This window comes from Staphylococcus sp. Marseille-Q1834, assembly GCF_916858875.1.
Lineage (GTDB): Bacteria > Bacillota > Bacilli > Staphylococcales > Staphylococcaceae > Staphylococcus > Staphylococcus pragensis.
Genome location: NZ_CAKASN010000001.1, coordinates 92,712 through 109,921, shown reverse-complemented (window position 1 = coordinate 109,921; position 17,210 = coordinate 92,712). Strand labels below are relative to the sequence as shown.

Annotated in this window: 16 protein-coding genes; 10 read left to right on the top strand and 6 right to left on the bottom strand. The window is 33.1% G+C overall.

All coding sequences use genetic code 11. From position 1 onward, the window contains the following. Window positions 1-83: 83 nt before the first annotated feature. Window positions 84-569, top strand: a complete 486-nt coding sequence (locus LIX58_RS00670; protein ID WP_154837898.1) for a DUF4064 domain-containing protein — start codon at window positions 84-86, stop codon at window positions 567-569. Window positions 570-652: 83 nt separating this feature from the next. Here the strand turns inward: LIX58_RS00670 and LIX58_RS00665 are convergent, their stop codons facing one another. Beyond that, window positions 653-1,999: an Nramp family divalent metal transporter gene (locus tag LIX58_RS00665; RefSeq protein WP_154837896.1), complete on the bottom strand. Its 1,347-nt coding sequence runs from the start codon at window positions 1,997-1,999 to the stop codon at window positions 653-655. Between the two features lie 138 nt (window positions 2,000-2,137). Next, window positions 2,138-2,746 (bottom strand): YktB family protein, encoded by a 609-nt coding sequence (locus LIX58_RS00660; RefSeq protein WP_226385998.1) that lies wholly within the window; start codon window positions 2,744-2,746, stop codon window positions 2,138-2,140. 230 nt (window positions 2,747-2,976) lie between these two features. Here LIX58_RS00660 and LIX58_RS00655 point away from each other — a divergent pair, with 230 nt between their 5' ends. Continuing rightward, complete coding sequence (locus LIX58_RS00655; RefSeq protein ID WP_226385997.1) at window positions 2,977-3,792, top strand: inositol monophosphatase family protein; 816 nt, start codon at window positions 2,977-2,979, stop codon at window positions 3,790-3,792. A gap of 63 nt (window positions 3,793-3,855) precedes the next feature. Here LIX58_RS00655 and LIX58_RS00650 read toward each other — a convergent pair whose 3' ends face one another. Next, window positions 3,856-4,047, bottom strand: coding sequence for a DUF5325 family protein (locus LIX58_RS00650; RefSeq protein ID WP_126565381.1), 192 nt, complete (start codon window positions 4,045-4,047; stop codon window positions 3,856-3,858). A gap of 98 nt (window positions 4,048-4,145) precedes the next feature. Between LIX58_RS00650 and typA the strand changes: the two genes are divergently transcribed. Beyond that, entirely contained in the window at window positions 4,146-5,990 is a 1,845-nt protein-coding gene (gene typA, locus LIX58_RS00645) for a translational GTPase TypA (RefSeq protein ID WP_103365541.1), read from the top strand. A gap of 83 nt (window positions 5,991-6,073) precedes the next feature. Here the strand turns inward: typA and LIX58_RS00640 are convergent, their stop codons facing one another. Further along, window positions 6,074-6,265, bottom strand: coding sequence for a DUF2197 domain-containing protein (locus LIX58_RS00640; RefSeq protein WP_126565382.1), 192 nt, complete (start codon window positions 6,263-6,265; stop codon window positions 6,074-6,076). A 1-nt stretch (window position 6,266) separates the two neighbouring features. Beyond that, on the bottom strand, window positions 6,267-6,752 hold the full coding sequence (locus LIX58_RS00635; RefSeq protein WP_154837890.1) for a hypothetical protein: 486 nt from the start codon (window positions 6,750-6,752) through the stop codon (window positions 6,267-6,269). 142 nt (window positions 6,753-6,894) lie between these two features. Between LIX58_RS00635 and LIX58_RS00630 the strand changes: the two genes are divergently transcribed. The 3 genes from LIX58_RS00630 (at window position 6,895) to LIX58_RS00620 (ending at window position 12,443) form a co-directional block, all read left to right on the top strand. Beyond that, window positions 6,895-7,170 carry a YlaN family protein gene (locus tag LIX58_RS00630; protein WP_126565384.1) on the top strand — a complete coding sequence of 92 codons (276 nt, stop codon included), beginning with the start codon at window positions 6,895-6,897 and terminating at the stop codon, window positions 7,168-7,170. Window positions 7,171-7,454: 284 nt separating this feature from the next. Then, on the top strand, window positions 7,455-8,687 hold the full coding sequence (gene ftsW / locus LIX58_RS00625) for a cell division peptidoglycan polymerase FtsW (protein WP_154837888.1): 1,233 nt from the start codon (window positions 7,455-7,457) through the stop codon (window positions 8,685-8,687). Window positions 8,688-8,990: 303 nt separating this feature from the next. After that, complete coding sequence (locus tag LIX58_RS00620; RefSeq protein ID WP_154837886.1) at window positions 8,991-12,443, top strand: pyruvate carboxylase; 3,453 nt, start codon at window positions 8,991-8,993, stop codon at window positions 12,441-12,443. Window positions 12,444-12,763: 320 nt separating this feature from the next. Here LIX58_RS00620 and LIX58_RS00615 read toward each other — a convergent pair whose 3' ends face one another. Continuing rightward, a complete protein-coding gene (locus LIX58_RS00615) occupies window positions 12,764-13,681 on the bottom strand; it encodes a COX15/CtaA family protein (protein WP_126565387.1) in 918 nt (305 codons plus the stop codon). Window positions 13,682-13,924: 243 nt separating this feature from the next. Between LIX58_RS00615 and cyoE the strand changes: the two genes are divergently transcribed. From cyoE to LIX58_RS00595, 4 genes are all read left to right on the top strand, one after another. Beyond that, window positions 13,925-14,836, top strand: a complete 912-nt coding sequence (cyoE, locus tag LIX58_RS00610; RefSeq protein WP_126565388.1) for a heme o synthase — start codon at window positions 13,925-13,927, stop codon at window positions 14,834-14,836. A 29-nt stretch (window positions 14,837-14,865) separates the two neighbouring features. Further along, window positions 14,866-15,327 (top strand): DUF420 domain-containing protein, encoded by a 462-nt coding sequence (locus tag LIX58_RS00605; RefSeq protein ID WP_126565389.1) that lies wholly within the window; start codon window positions 14,866-14,868, stop codon window positions 15,325-15,327. 290 nt (window positions 15,328-15,617) lie between these two features. After that, the gene (locus tag LIX58_RS00600; RefSeq protein ID WP_154837885.1) at window positions 15,618-16,685 is read left to right on the top strand and encodes a CAP-associated domain-containing protein; all 1,068 of its coding nucleotides are present in this window, start codon (window positions 15,618-15,620) and stop codon (window positions 16,683-16,685) included. A 46-nt stretch (window positions 16,686-16,731) separates the two neighbouring features. Further along, a complete protein-coding gene (locus tag LIX58_RS00595; protein ID WP_226385996.1) occupies window positions 16,732-17,166 on the top strand; it encodes a YlbF family regulator in 435 nt (144 codons plus the stop codon). Window positions 17,167-17,210 lie beyond the last annotated feature (44 nt).

Below are 17,210 nucleotides of genomic sequence, written 5' to 3'. Positions count from 1 at the left end.
TTATTTAAATATTTATCTTTAGTCGTAAGAGACAAAATTTTTTAGTAAGATTTAAGTAAATTAAATTATTAGGAGGAAATGAAGTGAACCGTAAAGTAGAAGTAATTCTTGCTTGGATAGCGAGTGGTTTAAGTGCTATTTATTTTCTAATGTCTTTGATATCCTTTTTTATTGTTAAAAATGGCAGTAATACTACTGAACAATATAACCAAATGATGCATCAGTTTAGCAATCAGAATGTTAAGGTAACACCTGAAATGGTTAATTTTGCTATGACTTTTTCGATAGCTACCTTATTATTTTCAACTATTTTAGGAATTGTAGGTACACTGATTATTAAAAATAGACCCATATTAGCGGGATGTTTACTTATAACTGCGGCATTAATAGGCATTGTTAATATGAGTTTAATAGCAAGTGTATTATGGTTTATCGTAGCTATTATGTTGTTTGTAAAAAGAAATAACAATCAAAATAGAAGGGAAAACAGAAATAACGCGCATAGGAGTGAATGGCGCCCAGACGAGGAATATCAATCTCGTAAAAAAGATGATCCCTATATTTATTAATTATTTTTAAAATAAAGCTACCTTTTAAAGTTTAGTTAATTTTTCCAACTTTAAAAGGTAGCTTTAATCATGTTTATTTGAAATTAAGCAAAAAACGCTTTAAATGTTTCAAAGATTAAATAAATATTCAATACGCTTAAAATTACGATTAAACTCCAAGAACAAATATTTATCCACGTTTTATTATAGAATGGTCCCATTAATTGCTTATTGCTCGTTGCTAGTTGAAGCGGGATTAATGAAAATGGCAATGCAATACTTAAAAATACTTGTGAGAAAACAAGTAATTGTTCCATTTTTCCTTCATTACCGCGGAAAATAATTAAACAAACGATAACGGGTATAACAGCTAAACCTCGCGTAATTAGACGACGTACCCAATTAGGAATAGAAAGTTTTAAAAAGCCTTCCATTACAATTTGCCCTGATAGTGTACCAGTAATGGTTGAATTTTGGCCAGAAGCCAGTAAAGCGACGGCAAATAATGTACTCATTACACTTCCTAATACTAGTCCTAAAATAGGTTGCGTTTGAAGTGCGTGATATAAATCATAAAAACCACCTAGTTTGTCTGCATTAACCCCATAAAAAAGAGCAGCACCTAACACTAATAATAAACAATTAACAATAAAAGCAATGCTTAATTGAATATTTGAATCGATGGTTGCATATTTAATCGCTTGTGCTTTATCTTCATTACTTTCACGGTTATATTTACGCGATTGAACAATTGATGAATGCAAATACAGATTATGAGGCATAATCGTCGCACCTATAATACCCAATGCAATATATAGAATACTATGATTCGTCACAATTTCTTGATGGGGAATAAAGCCATTAAGAATATCAGTTACTTGTGGTGAAGAGACAAAAACTTCAAATATGAAAATAACGAGTACAGTAAATATTAAGGTACCTACGATTGCTTCAATTTTACGGAAACCAAATTTCATAATGAATAGTAATAAGAAGACGTCTAGTACCGTAATCAATGCACCCACAATTAATGGAATATTAAATAACAAATCTAAGGCAATGGCACTACCAATGACTTCAGCTATATCAGTAGCGATGATAGCAAGTTCAGCTATAATCCAGAATGTAATAGCAATAGGTCTATTTAAATAATGGCGGGTCATTTGCGCTAAATCTTTCCCCGTAGCAATACCTAAACGAACGGTCATACTTTGTAATAGCATAGCCGATAAACTTGAAATAAGGATCACGAAGAGTAAGGTATAACCAAACTGAGCACCACCTTGCATAGATGTAATCCAATTTCCTGGATCCATATAACCAACGGCGACTAATAACCCAGGGCCTAAAAAGGCTAAAAATTTCTGACTGACACTTTTATCACCACTAAAATCAACAGTGTTGTTAATTTCATCTAGACTAAGTTGTGTTTGATTTTTATTGGTGGACATTAATAACACTTCCTGATTTCTTTTTGATTATATTAACCTAATTAAAAAGTTAGGTCAACCTAAAAAATAATGTTAATAAAAAACTTTAAACAATAGACGTATATCTATCGTTTAAAGTTACTAATTTAATGATACAGTTTAATAGAACTTCAAGAATTCATCAAAGGTTTCTTTAATAAATGATAAAAAGTCCTTATCAGTTTTAAGACGTTTATCTGTAGGCTCAAGCACACGTGCCACAAAGAATTCGCCTTTTTTCACATTTTTAACACGGTCGATTGCTTGGTGCAACTCGTCGTCACTTAAATCTTTAATAAGCGGTTTACCCTCTTTCATATGATCTAAATTTACGCGATAATCTTCTGGTAAATTTCTTAATTCATCAAAATGTTTATCAAACACTTTAATACGTTCAGCTTTATCTTTACCTTCATGCATCACACCGTACATTAAGAATAATTGATTTCTGAATAAACCAATTTGGAAATGAGGTAACATTTTATAACCACGTTTATTAGGTGCAAAGGCAACCCAAGTATCTTTAGGTGGATTCACACTTCTACGTGCATGTTTTGCTACGTGTGCATAAAATGTTTCTCCAGTTTGTGAGGTAAAGTATTCAGCGAAATAATCGCCTAATTGATGAAGTTGAGGTCTTACGTGTTTATCCAATGCTTCCATGCGTGCATCTAAACCATCTACGTCAAATACTTCAAAATCTTTAGGGCTAAAGGTATATTGCGTCATATTTAGTACTCCTTTTCAGAAAAATTAACTTAAAGTTATTGTAGCATAGATTGAACTGATTACATTATGAGCCGTCTTAAGAAGCGAAAGCGTTTAAAGTGATTAAAATAAGGTATACAATGTTGTAAAGCTAAATAATAGGTAATGATTCAATGATACGATATAAAGAGGCATTACTTAGTTCATTTGCATGAAATTCTGTATAATAGAAAGCAACAGGAGATGATGAAATGTCATTATACGATTTTGCTAAAGGCTTAGTATTAGAAGCTGGAAATAAAGTAAGAACGATGATGAAAGAAGAATTAAATATTGAAACTAAATCCAATCCCAATGATTTAGTGACAAATGTAGATAAAGCAACAGAAAATTATATCTACGAAGCAATATCTAACAATTATCCAGAACATCATGTCATTGGCGAAGAGGGGCATGGACATGATTTAGAGAATATTGATGGTGTTGTATGGGTCGTGGATCCTATTGATGGCACATTAAACTTTGTGCATCAACAAGAGAACTTTGCGATTTCCGTTGGTATTTACCGCAATGGAGAACCTTATGCTGGGTTCGTTTATGATGTAATGAAAGATGTGCTATATCATGCGAAGGTAGGTGAAGGTGCCTATGAAAATAAACATTCACTACCTTCAATAGAAGATACACAATTAAAACAAAGTTTAATAGGTATTAATCCTAATTGGGTTACAAAACCTAAGATGGGGCCTATCTTCTCAGAAATTGTCAATGAATGTAGAAGTTGTAGAGCCTATGGTAGTGCAGCATTAGAAATTGTAAGTGTGGCGAAAGGACAATTAGCTGCTTATATCACCCCTAGATTACAGCCATGGGATTTTGCAGGTGGATTAATTATATTAAATGAAGTAGGGGGCGTCGGTAGTAACTTATTAGGTGAAACATTATCTATTGCCAGCCCGAATTCAATTGTAATTGGAAATCAAGCAGTGCACAAAGAAATTCTTGAAGATTTTCTTAACCCACATAAAGACGTATTGACTGAATTACATCAACGCTTTAGAAAATAAAAAAGTCTCAACTATTCATCTATAACTTGTAATGTTATGAGTGAATAGTTGAGACTGTATATATTATAACCAATTATTTTCACGATATTTTTTCTTAAGCGCGAAACCTGCACCAAATGTTGCAATGAAAAGTATAAATGTTAAAATCATCATTGGAACGCTAGCTGCACCTGCGCTAAAACTAAATAGCACTAAGAACAATACTGCTAGAATAGATAGTACCCAAAATATACCTTTAGACTTTGGTTTTTCCATCCCATACCCCACCTTTTACTTATCTTTTCTTAATTATATGATATAATAAAACAGTTGTAATTAAAAGTGGGAGTTTACTCAAGAAAGGATATAATAAAATGACTAATAGAAGAGAAGATGTACGTAATATTGCAATTATTGCTCACGTCGACCATGGTAAAACAACATTAGTTGATGAATTATTAAAACAATCTGGTATTTTCAGAGAGAATGAACATGTCGATGAAAGAGCAATGGACTCTAACGATTTAGAAAGAGAACGTGGTATTACAATTCTTGCGAAAAATACTGCAGTTAATTATAAAGGAACAAGAATTAACATCTTAGATACACCAGGACACGCTGACTTTGGTGGCGAAGTAGAGCGTATTATGAAAATGGTAGATGGTGTAGTACTTGTAGTAGATGCTTACGAAGGTACAATGCCTCAAACACGTTTTGTACTTAAAAAAGCACTTGAACAAAACTTAAAACCTGTAGTAGTTGTAAATAAAATTGATAAACCAGCTGCTAGACCCGAAGCGGTAGTAGATGAAGTATTAGACTTATTCATCGAATTAGAAGCAAACGATGAACAACTAGACTTCCCAGTTGTTTACGCTTCAGCTGTCAATGGTACTGCAAGTCTTGATGCTGAGAAACAAGATGAAAACATGCAATCATTATACGAAACAATTCTTGAATACGTACCAGCACCGATTGATAACCATGAGGAACCATTACAATTCCAAGTAGCATTATTAGATTATAATGACTATGTAGGCCGTATTGGTATTGGTCGTGTGTTCAGAGGTAAAATGCGTGTAGGAGATAACGTATCATTAATTAAATTAGATGGCACAGTTAAAAACTTCCGTGTTACTAAAATCTTTGGTTTCTTCGGTTTAAAACGTGAAGAAATTGAAGAAGCACAAGCAGGGGACTTAATCGCTGTATCAGGAATGGAAGATATTAACGTAGGTGAAACGGTTACACCACCTACACATCAAGAAGCATTACCAGTGTTACGTATTGATGAACCAACACTTGAAATGACATTCAAAGTAAATAACTCTCCATTTGCTGGTCGTGAAGGTGACTACGTAACGGCACGTCAAATTCAAGAACGTTTAGATCAACAACTTGAAACAGACGTATCATTAAAAGTAACACCAACTGATTCTCCAGATACATGGATTGTAGCAGGTCGTGGTGAATTACACTTATCAATTCTTATCGAGAATATGAGACGTGAAGGTTTCGAACTTCAAGTATCTAAACCACAAGTTATTTTACGTGAAATTGATGGTGTCTTAAGTGAACCATTTGAACGTGTACAATGTGAAGTGCCTTCTGAAAATGCTGGCGCAGTTATCGAATCATTAGGTGCACGTAAAGGTGAAATGTTAGACATGATCACAACTGACAATGGTTTAACACGCTTAATCTTCTTAGTACCAGCTCGTGGTATGATTGGTTACACTACTGAATTTATGTCTATGACACGTGGTTATGGTATTATCAACCATACATTTGAAGAATTTAGACCACGCGTTAAAGCGCAAATTGGTGGACGTCGTAACGGTGCATTAATCTCAATGGACCAAGGTCAAGCAACAGCTTACGCGATTATTAACTTAGAAGACCGTGGCGTAAACTTCATGGAACCAGGTACTGAAGTTTATGAAGGTATGATTGTTGGTGAACATAATCGTGAGAATGACTTAACAGTTAACATCACTAAAGCAAAACATCAAACTAACGTACGTTCAGCTACAAAAGACCAAACACAAACAATGAACCGTCCAAGAATCTTAACGCTTGAAGAAGCATTAGAATATATTAACGACGATGAATTAGTGGAAGTAACACCACAAAGCATCCGTTTAAGAAAGAAAATCTTAAACAAATCAGCACGTGAAAAAGAAGCAAAACGTGTTAAACAAATGATGCAAGACGAATAATCATCTTGATTAAATACAACGAGGGTATGAAATCTTTAAATTGCCAAGATTTCATACCCTCGTTCTTTAATATATTAATCTATTTAATATTCATCTTCTTGCGACAGTACCAAATACTCAGCGTTGTTAAGTCGTTGTTTAGGTCTGTCTAAGCGACTCTTACAATCATCGCACATAAATGTTCGAATCGGATTATTGCGCAAGCGTTTGGCTTCAACGGTATTCTCATCAATTAATACCTTCGTATCACAAATGATACATTGAACTTCACGCAAATTAAATCACCTCAATATGAGTAACATACTTAAACTCATATGAATAACATTGATCATCAGGATTGTATACAAAGCTATCTACTGAGTTGTCGTCATATAATCTTTTGCCATCTTTAGCAAATTGGAAGAAGAGATAAGGTAATAATTCCATTGGTACTTCAATTGAATCTTTATTATTATATAATTTAATCTTTGTTGCATTTTCAGATGGTTCTGCATTTTTGAAAAACGGTGTCATATTAATTGCAAATGAATCTTCTAATACTGAACGTTTACGATATTTAATTTCTGAATTTAATGTTGGCGGATTTGTTTGTCCTTCTAAAATCGCTCTATTCCATTCGCGATTATCTTCAAATTTAACAGGTTTATTTCCATCGAATACGCCATTTTCTATGTCTTCTATCTTTACTTTTCTATCATCAAAAATCCAAGTTGTGCTATCTAAAGTGATAGGGAACTTGACTGCGCCTTTGATTTGAATCATATTTTGCCCACTCCCTAATTTCGTTCTATAAACATTATTTTATCACATTTAAAATTTCCTATTCACTGAATTAACTTGCTTTTTAATATCGAGTGAGATAAACTTTTTACATGAAGATATTTAATGATAGGGGGAGTATGTGGTGCCGAAGCAATCGAATATGAAGAACGTGGCTTACGAACAATTAAATCAAGATGCAGATAGAATCTTACATTTAATTAAAGTTCAAATGGATAATTTAACATTGCCATCTTGCCCGTTATATGAAGAAGTTCTCGACACACAAATGTTTGGTCTACAAAAAGAAGTGGACTTTGCTGTTAAACTTGGCTTAGTTGATAAAGAAGACGGTAAAAACTTAATGCTTCGTTTAGAAAAAGAATTATCTAAGTTACATGAAGCATTCACAAACGTGTAAGTTGACTCTTGATTAAATATATTAGTATGATGATGCTATTTAAATTGATATAATTGCAAGCTTACGTATGTGTTTACATATGATATAGCGTATGATTGTGGCTGAAATATTATGATAATAATATTTTCAGTCATTTTGCATTTTAGATAGTTATATACTTTGTTTTAGTTAATGTTTGTGAAACAGTAAGTGTAAAGTATATAATAGTTGAGACAGTTTTTGTTATGAAATTAATTTCAATGAACATAGATATTTTAAAATTTTAGAATTGGATGATCATTTTTATGAATAACTTAAAAAATTTTTTTCGATACATAGGTAGAATGGCTAAGTTTATCGATTATCCATTATTAATTACATATGTGGTTTTATGTTTAATTGGTCTTGTGATGGTGTACAGCGCAAGTATGGTGGCTGCTACAAAAGGAACATTAACAGGCGGTATTGAAGTGTCTGGAACATATTTTTACAATAGACAACTTATTTATGTAATTATGAGTTTTATAGTCGTTTTCTTTATAGCGTTTATGCTTAATATTAAAGTATTCCAACAAATTAAAGTACAAATGTGGATTATGTCTATCATATTTGCTCTCTTATTCCTTACTTTAATCATTGGTAAAAATATTAACGGATCAAAAAGTTGGATTAACTTAGGCTTTATGAACCTACAAGCTTCTGAATTATTAAAAATCGCTTTAATACTATATATCTCTTATGTTATTAGTAGAAAATTGCCTCAAGTTAGAGAAAAGGTTGGTCTGATAAAACAACCTATTATTTTAATCATCGTATGTGTTGGTATGGTATTATTCCAACGCGATATTGGACAAACTATGCTTATCTTAATCATTGTATTTGCTATGTTTATCTTCGCTGGTATAGGCGTTCAAAAGTTTTTAAAACCGTTTTTATTAGTGGTTGTTAGTTTTATAGTGGTGGCGGGATTAGCACTTGTAACTGGTTTAATGCCTCATTATTTAAAAGCACGTTTTAGTGTATTATTAAATCCGTTTGATTCAGAATCAGGTACGGGTTATCATCTGTCAAACTCACTAATGGCTATCGGTAATGGCGGCCTCTTTGGCCGTGGCTTAGGAAATAGTATTATGAAACTTGGGTATCTACCAGAAGCGCATACGGACTTTATATTTGCAGTAATTTGTGAAGAACTTGGTTTACTAGGTGGTTTATTAGTAATTGGTTTATTATTCTTTATCGTTTACCGTGCGTTTGTTTTAGCAGCGAAGACACCTTCTTATTTCTATAAACTTATTTGTGTAGGTGTAGCAAGTTACATAGGAAGTCAAACCTTCGTAAACTTAGGTGGTATTTCAGCTACTATTCCTTTAACAGGTGTGCCTCTACCATTTATTAGTTTTGGTGGATCATCGATGTTAAGTTTAAGTATAGCAATGGGTCTACTACTACTTGTAGCTAAACAAATTAAAATGGATGAAAATCGGGCTATGAAAACTAAAAAACAAAAGGTCGATATTCCGAGACAATATAATTAAATTAAATGAACTTTAACCTTTATAAGATTGATGACCTTATTCGATCTTGTAAAGGTTTTTTACATTTATGTGAATATTTATGAAAGTAGCCTTATCTAAGTAGAAGTTATATTTAGAAAATGATAACATAAAGTTATTAATTACAATAATATTTAGTTATTCATTTGTAATTATGATAAGTAAAACGCACTAGTTTAGTAAAATCTTAATTTGAAAAAATAAATAGCTTTCTAAATTATTTTAGTATAAAATCTTATTATCTAATTAGTTAGAATTTTCAAACTATAAAGGGGTGTTCATTCTTTGAAACATATAAAAAAGTTATTAGTAGCCAATCGTGGTGAAATTGCAATTAGAATTTTCAGAGCAGCAACAGAATTAGATATTCAAACAGTAGCCATTTATTCTAATGAAGATAAGAATTCATTACATAGATATAAAGCCGATGAATCTTACTTAGTGGGGAAAGATTTAGGACCGGCAGAAAGTTACTTAAATATTGAACGTATTATTGAAGTAGCTAAACATGCTGGTGTAGATGCGATTCATCCGGGTTATGGTTTCCTTAGTGAGAATGAGCACTTTGCGCATCGTTGTAAAGAGGAAGGCATAATATTCATTGGACCTCATCTTGAACATTTAGATATGTTTGGAGATAAAGTTAAGGCGAGAACGACTGCTATTAAAGCAGATTTACCAGTTATTCCAGGTACAGATGGTCCAATCGAAAACTTCGAAGCTGCGAAAAGCTTTGCTCATGAAGCTGGTTTCCCACTTATGATTAAAGCAACTAGTGGTGGTGGCGGTAAAGGAATGCGTATCGTTCGTGAGGAAAGTGAGTTAGAAGATGCCTTTAACCGTGCTAAATCTGAAGCAGCTAAATCATTCAGTAATAGTGAAGTTTATATTGAAAGATACATTGATAATCCTAAACATATTGAAGTTCAAATTATCGGTGATGAATATGGTAACATTGTACATTTATATGAACGAGATTGTTCAGTGCAACGTCGTCACCAGAAAGTTGTAGAGGTAGCACCATCAGTAGGCCTTTCTAATGCATTAAGAGAACGTATATGTGAAGCAGCCTTAAAATTAATGAACAATATTAAATATGTCAATGCAGGTACTGTAGAATTCCTTGTTTCTGGAGATGAGTTCTTCTTTATCGAAGTAAATCCTCGTGTCCAAGTAGAACACACTATCACTGAAATGATTACTGGTATTGATATTGTGAAGACTCAAATATTAGTTGCCGATGGTGCAAATTTATTTGATGAACGCATTGCAATGCCTAAACAAGAAGAGATACAAACATTAGGCTATGCCATTCAATGTCGAATTACAACTGAAGATCCAACTAATGATTTCATGCCTGATTCTGGCACAATTATTGCTTATCGCTCAAGTGGTGGCTTCGGTGTACGTTTAGATGCAGGTGACGGTTTCCAAGGTGCTGAAATTTCACCTTATTATGATTCATTATTAGTGAAATTATCTACGCATGCTGTGACTTTTAAACAAGCAGAAGAAAAAATGGAACGTTCTTTAAGAGAAATGCGTATTCGTGGAGTTAAAACGAATATTCCATTCTTGGTTAATGTAATGCGAAATGAAAAATTCCGTAGTGGCGATTATACAACTAAATTCATTGAGGAAACACCGGAACTATTTAAAATTGCACCAACATTAGACCGTGGTACAAAAACATTAGAGTATATTGGAAATGTTACGATTAATGGTTTCCCAAATGTAGAAAAACGTGAGAAACCAGATTATGAAGCTGCGTCTATTCCTCGTATTTCTCATAATAAAATTGCCCAATTGAATGGAACAAAGCAATTACTTGATGATAAAGGGCCTAAAGCAGTAGCAGATTGGGTACGCGCACAAGAGGATGTTTTAATCACAGATACGACTTTCCGTGATGCTCATCAATCTTTATTGGCTACGCGAGTTCGTACGAAAGATATGATGAATATTGCTTCTAAAACAGCTGAAGTTTTTAAAGATAGCTTTTCATTAGAAATGTGGGGCGGTGCAACATTTGATGTTGCCTATAACTTCTTAAAAGAAAACCCATGGGAACGTTTAGAAAGATTAAGAGCTGCTATTCCAAATGTGTTGTTCCAAATGTTATTACGTGCTTCAAATGCAGTAGGTTATAAAAACTATGCTGATAATGTCATCGAAAAGTTTGTAGCTGAAAGTGCAAAAGCAGGCGTAGATGTCTTTAGAATTTTCGACTCATTAAACTGGGTTGACCAGATGAAAGTTGCAAATGAAGCGGTACAAAAAGCTGGTAAAATTTCAGAGGGTGCGATTTGTTATACTGGTGATATTTTAAATCCAGAGCGTTCAAACGTATTTACATTAGAATACTATGTTAATTTAGCTAGAGAACTTGAGCGCGAAGGGTTCCACATTTTGGCAATAAAAGATATGGCCGGCTTATTAAAACCTAAAGCAGCTTATGAACTAATTGGAGAATTAAAAGCTGCAGTTGACTTACCAATTCATTTGCATACGCATGATACAAGCGGTAATGGTTTATTAATTTATAAAGAAGCTATCGATGCGGGCGTAGACATTATCGATACAGCGATTGCTTCAATGAGTGGTTTAACAAGTCAGCCAAGTGCAAACTCTTTATATTATGCATTAAATGGCTTTAGTCGAAATATGCGTACGGATATTAAAGGACTTGAAGAGCTTAGCCATTACTGGGGGAATGTTCGTCCATACTATAGCGACTTTGAAAGTGATATTAAATCGCCTAATACAGAAATTTATCAACACGAAATGCCAGGTGGTCAGTATTCTAACTTAGGTCAACAAGCTAAAAGTTTAGGATTAGGAAATCGCTTCAATGAAGTTAAAGACATGTACCGTCGCGTTAACTTCTTATTTGGAGATATAGTCAAAGTAACGCCATCATCTAAAGTAGTGGGCGACATGGCACTTTATATGGTACAAAATGATTTGGATGAACAAGCAGTTATCGAGCAAGGTTATAAATTAGATTTCCCTGAATCTGTTGTTTCATACTTTAAAGGTGATATTGGTCAACCGGTTAATGGATTTAATAAAAAATTACAAGATGTTATTTTAAAAGGGCAACAGCCATTAACTGAACGTCCTGGGGAATACTTAGAACCAGTAGACTTTGAAGCGATTAGACAAGAGCTTAATGAAAAAGAATATGGTGAAGTTACTGAACAAGATATCATTAGTTACGTATTGTATCCAAAGGTATTTGATCAATACATTCAAACGAAACAACAATACGGTAATTTGTCACTCTTGGATACTCCAACATTCTTCTTTGGTATGCGTAACGGTGAAACAGTAGAAATTGAAATTGATACAGGTAAACGATTAATTATTAAATTAGAAACGATTAGTGAACCTGATGAAAAAGGTAACCGTACATTGTATTATGTGATGAATGGTCAAGCACGTCGCATTAATATTAAAGATGAAAATATTAAAACCAATGCGAATGTGAAACCTAAAGCAGATAAAGCAAATCCAAATCATATTGGGGCTCAAATGCCTGGTTCTGTAACGGAAGTAAAAGTGGCTGTTGGCGATGAAGTGAAAATGAATCAACCACTGCTTATTACAGAAGCAATGAAGATGGAAACTACAATTCAAGCACCATTCAATGGTGTTATCAAGAAAGTTACAGTAGTTAATGGTGATGCAATTGCTACAGGTGACTTATTAATAGAAATTGAAAAAACAGAGGGATAGAAATTTAAGTAATTCCGTCATCCAACCCCAGCTTGCTTTGTTGGTGGAATTTCTTAATGAAATTCTCTGTCCTGGAGCCCCGAACTTTAGACTTTCCTTATGAATAATCTCTATGTTTGGGAGACTCGCTCCCCGGCAAGACTAACTAGAATTGTAAAAAGCTTAGTACAAACGTAGCTTTGATGTGCCCCCCTATAAATTTAGGATTCTTAGTCTAACTTTATGGGGGGCAGCACAATTCAGTTAGCAGCTGCCTAGATGTAAAGAAGCCTTGGACATTTAATATAATGTCCAAGGCTTCTTTTATTGTTATTGTTATTTTATTTTATTCGACGATCGCTTCTAATTGATCGAAGCATAAGTAAAATAAAGTAAGCGATTAAACCAAATAGAATAGTAATACATAATGCATGGATTAATGCGATAATTAAGTTAACATGCGTTATAACGGAGAGTGCACCAGTTACAACTTGGATAATGATTAAAATAAATGCAGCTGTATAACCGTATCTAATTGTACGATTCTCTGAGTAATTCTTTACGGCATGAATGAAAGTAATCATAATCCAAAAGAAAGTGATAAATGCCATACCACGATGAGCGAATTGTACCCAGTCTTGTTCAGTATGCGGGATAATATCATCAAAAGGTAATGGCCATGCACCATATGCTAAACTTGCTTTCGCATGTCTAACTAATGCGCCTGTATAAATAGTGAGATAAACAATCACTGTCATTATCCATGAAAGTGTTCTTAATGGCTTTTTAATGAATAACTCATCGGCTTCATATTTCTTATCTACTTCGAAAATAATGAGCATTAAGACGAATACAGAAGAGAAACTTATAAGTGAGATGCCGAAGTGAAGCGCTAAAACATAAGAGTTTTGTTGCCAGATTACTGCAGCTGCACCAATTAATGCTTGAACTAATAAAAAGGCAACACTTATCACTGCTAATGGTTTAACTTCTTTGATATACCCGATTCTTTTCCAAGCCGTTATGGCAAGCCATAGAACTATAATTAATGAAATGCCGGATACAGCACGATGGCTTAATTCAATAATAGTAGCGATTGGCAAGTTCTGAGGTAGTAAGGCACCATGACATAGTGGCCATGAGGAACCACAACCATCTTCAGACCCCGTCTTAGTTACCAGTGCACCACCAAGTTGTACCATTGCCATTATAATTGTGGCTAATACTGATAACCATTTAAGGTTTCGTTTATTAAACAATGTTAAACACCCCATCATTAATTCAGGAATTTCAATGCTAATCATTATACGATAACATAGCCTGATTTAATGTCTATATTTTTAGATTCATAATATCAATTCAATTATACAACATTACATAGTAACAAAAAATTACTCACATATAATGTCGTTAAAGTGTCACAATTTAATTTCATATAAACTAGTCATTTATTAATAATTACTATATCATAGTACTATATGGAAAAATTAAGGAGGGGGACCATGAGTAAAGAACAAACTTTATCACAACACTCTGACCGTGTGAGTTTTAAAGAATTACAGCAAATTATTAAAATGGGTTTAGTTCAAGGTAATTTAATTCCTGCATTTGCTGGTGCTTGGTTGGCGGTTGTGATGACAAATCATTCCTTCCTATCGTCAATACCTCAAATTCTTTTAATGTTGATTGGTTCGACATTAATTATGGGTGGCGCTTGTGCATTAAATAATTACTATGACCAAGATATCGATAGTATTATGCCAAGCAAGCAAAATAGACCGACAGTAAATGATAGAATTTCAGATAAACACTTATTATTATTAAGTTTCGGTATGATGTTAGTAGGAGAGGCTTGCTTATTCTTATTAAATGTACCATCAGGTGTATTAGGCCTTATCGGCATTGTAGGTTATGTGTCTTATTATTCTATATGGTCTAAAAGACATACAACTTGGAATACAGTAGTGGGAAGTTTCCCTGGGGCAGTACCACCATTAATTGGCTGGGTTGCTATTGATGGAAATATTAGTTTAGCTGCAATTGCATTATTCTTGGTTGTTTTTTGTTGGCAACCAATTCATTTCTATGCATTAGCAATTAAACGTAGTGATGAGTACTCATTAGCTAATATTCCAATGTTACCATCAGTTAAAGGTTTCAAACGTACGAGAGTAAGCATGTTTATTTGGTTAGTTTTATTACTTCCATTACCATTCTTATTATCAAGTTTAGGCACTACTTTTGTCGTGTTAGCGACGTTATTAAATCTTGGTTGGATTTATGTAGGCCTAACAACATTCAAGAAAAATACTGATCAAACTAAATGGGCAACAAAAATGTTTATTTATTCACTAAATTATTTAGTAGTCTTTTTTGTTTTAGTTGTGGTCGTTTCGTTAATTAAAATGATTTAAAATTATTAAAGTAACTAAGGATGAAACTTATGAATTTACCAATTCTACCAACGATTAGTACAAGTTGTATTGTTATTAGTGCTATTCTCGTGGCAATCGGCTGGTGGCAAATCTGGCATCGTCATATTGATAAGCACAAAAAAACAATGTTATGGGCAGCAGGCTTTGCATTAACGTTCTTTATTATTTACGCAACGCGAACAATATTCTTAGGGAATACCGATTTTGGTGGTCCTGATTCTGTAAGAACGTATTATAAAATTTTCTTAATATTCCACATTAACCTTGCTACAATTGGAGGGGTATTAGGATTAATACAAATTATCACTGCATTTAAGGATAAATTTAATTGGCACAGAAAAGCAGGACCTGTAGCGTCAGTTATTTGGTTCTTTACAGCCATCACTGGTGTGGTTGTGTACTTATTACTTTATGTCTTTTATCCAGGTGGGGAAACAACTTCATTAATTAAAGCAACACTTGGTTTATAAGTAAATAAGCGCATAGATAAAATTTAAGATGTACCCTTCAAAGTAGACATTGAAAAATGAAAGCTTTGAAGGGTTTTTTATATAATAATGGCACTGTTTTAAAATTATATTGTTAAGTAGTTAAAATGATGAAAATTTTTAAAAATTATTAATCTAATCGCGTTTAATGTGTTTGTAAAATAGGTATAAACTACTTTGAGTATTTTAAGTTTTCTGTGTGATATAGATATCTTGATTGTTAAATTAGATATTTTGTACAATAGATATAATTCAAAATAGGTGGGTGAAAGATGGCAAAATTAATTATTAAAGTTTTAGGCGTGATATTTTTAGTAGTTTTTTTAATATATTTATTTTACTCACCACGGTTAAAATTTGATGTATTAGAAAATCCTAATAAATCTACAAACACGACTCGTACAGAAAAAACGCCTCATTCACAAACGGAAACTGAAAATCCAGCACCTAAAGAAGGAGTAGGAACTTGGATTGGCCAAGATATTCATTACCTTACAAATAAATTTGGTCAAGCTAATCGTGTTTATCCTTATAAAGATAATTTTACAAACTATATCTTTAAAAGAGATCAACAATATTACATAGTTTCAACGAAAAACGATAAAATCAAATCGGTTTATGCTACTGGTCAAAAAGCTAAAATTGATTCTTTAAAAATCAACGAAAGTGCCTCTCACATTTTCGAAAATACAAGTATCAATCCCGATCCCTCATTTAAAGTCAATGGTAAAGAGTATAAATTTGAATTGTCGGATGAAGATATTAAAACGCAAGCTTTAATTAAGTATGGTAAGATTTACGCACAAATCTATGTAGATCAACAATCAAATCGTATTATGGGCGTACGTTATTTGGATAAAGAAGCCTTAGCTTTCTTAAAACCGTATCAATTAGCTAGTGAACAAGATGACACTGAAACTAATGATGTTGGTGGTGAATTAAACGAGGAAGATGCAGGTAAATTACCGTATGAACAAAATCCAAATCAACTCATGACATTATATGAAATTACAAATGAAATGCGTAAATTAAAAGATATTAAACCTTTAGCCGTTAATGCAGATATCGCGCATATTGCCGCTATGAATTTATATGAAGCGACAAGTAAAGAAGATGTCGAATTCACAGAAGAAGCATTGAAAAGTCAACTTGATAACGAGGGTATTGATTTTAAATCAACGAGTCAAAACGTAGGTTACGACTTTGATGACGTGCCAACGCTTATTCACAGTTGGATGAATTCAGATATGCATCGTTCAAGGATATTAAATAAGAAGTATAATGAAATGGGTGGAGAAGTAATGAAAAATTATTATTCACTTATCTTTGTTGAGAAATAGTATGGCGTTTTTATAGATAATCTATAGAAAGGAGGCTCATTTACTAATGTACACTGAAGAAACAATGTCGATTTTAGATGATATAGATGTGTTATCAGATATGATTGTACAATCTGAACTATATTATGATTATAGAGAAGCTCAAGAGAGATTAAATCATGATGATGAGGCACATTTAATGTATCAAGCGTTTTTAAAATCTAAAATGAAATATGATGAAGTGATGCGATTTGGAAAGTATCATCCAGATTATCAAAATGTCATGATGGATACGCGTCGCCGTAAACGTGCTTACGAAATGTTACCTGTGGTCATGGATTACAAATCTAAAGAAGTTGCCTTACAAAATTTAATTGATGAAGTAGTAAGTAAAATTGCTTTTTCTGTTTCTGAAAATGTGAAAATTGAAGCTGGTAATCCTTTCTTTAAAACGGATCACAACGGATGTGCTACAGGAGGCACATGCAATTGTAGTTTATAATATATAAAAGTGAGACATGGCAGATGTATTATGACATCTACTAT